This is a genomic window from Clostridium sp. TF06-15AC, assembly GCF_003481165.1.
Lineage (GTDB): Bacteria > Bacillota > Clostridia > Lachnospirales > Lachnospiraceae > Otoolea > Otoolea fessa.
In genome coordinates this window covers 1-450 of sequence record NZ_QUKS01000002.1, presented here as the reverse complement: position 1 = coordinate 450, position 450 = coordinate 1, and the positions used below count along the sequence as shown (strand labels likewise).

The 450-nt window shown below is 45.1% G+C and carries 1 tRNA gene and 1 rRNA gene; both read left to right on the top strand.

Annotated features, from left to right (window positions below):
- Positions 1–120 precede the first annotated feature (120 nt).
- Positions 121–238: ribosomal RNA gene (gene rrf, locus DXC57_RS04285) — 5S ribosomal RNA — on the top strand.
- Positions 239–245: 7 nt separating this feature from the next.
- A tRNA-Ile gene (locus DXC57_RS04280) sits at positions 246–319 on the top strand.
- Positions 320–450 lie beyond the last annotated feature (131 nt).

The window sequence follows — 450 nt, the reverse complement described above, 5'->3', positions numbered from 1 at the left end:
GCCGTATCGGAAGGTGCGGCTGGATCACCTCCTTTCTAAGGAAGAAGAAGTAAGGGTTTTATATACTGTTGAGTTTTCGAGGATGACAATTAAAGATTGAAATCCAGGAAATGAAAAATTTCCGGTGTCGATGCGCTTAGGGGACACACCCGTTCCCATCCCGAACACGATGGTTAAGACCTAAGCGGCCGATGATACTATGCTGGAGACGGCATGGGAAAGCAGGTGGATGCCGGATTCCAAATGGGCTTATAGCTCAGCCGGTTAGAGCGCACGCCTGATAAGCGTGAGGTCGGTGGTTCGAGTCCACTTAAGCCCATTTAACCCGAAAGGGTATGACTTTTTTATGAGTCATTCGTGAGTTTGAGTTTATCAAGCTTAGGAATGACTGATAAAATCAGTCAAGTATGTACCTTGAAAACTGCATATTGAAAATCTGATACAAAGTTC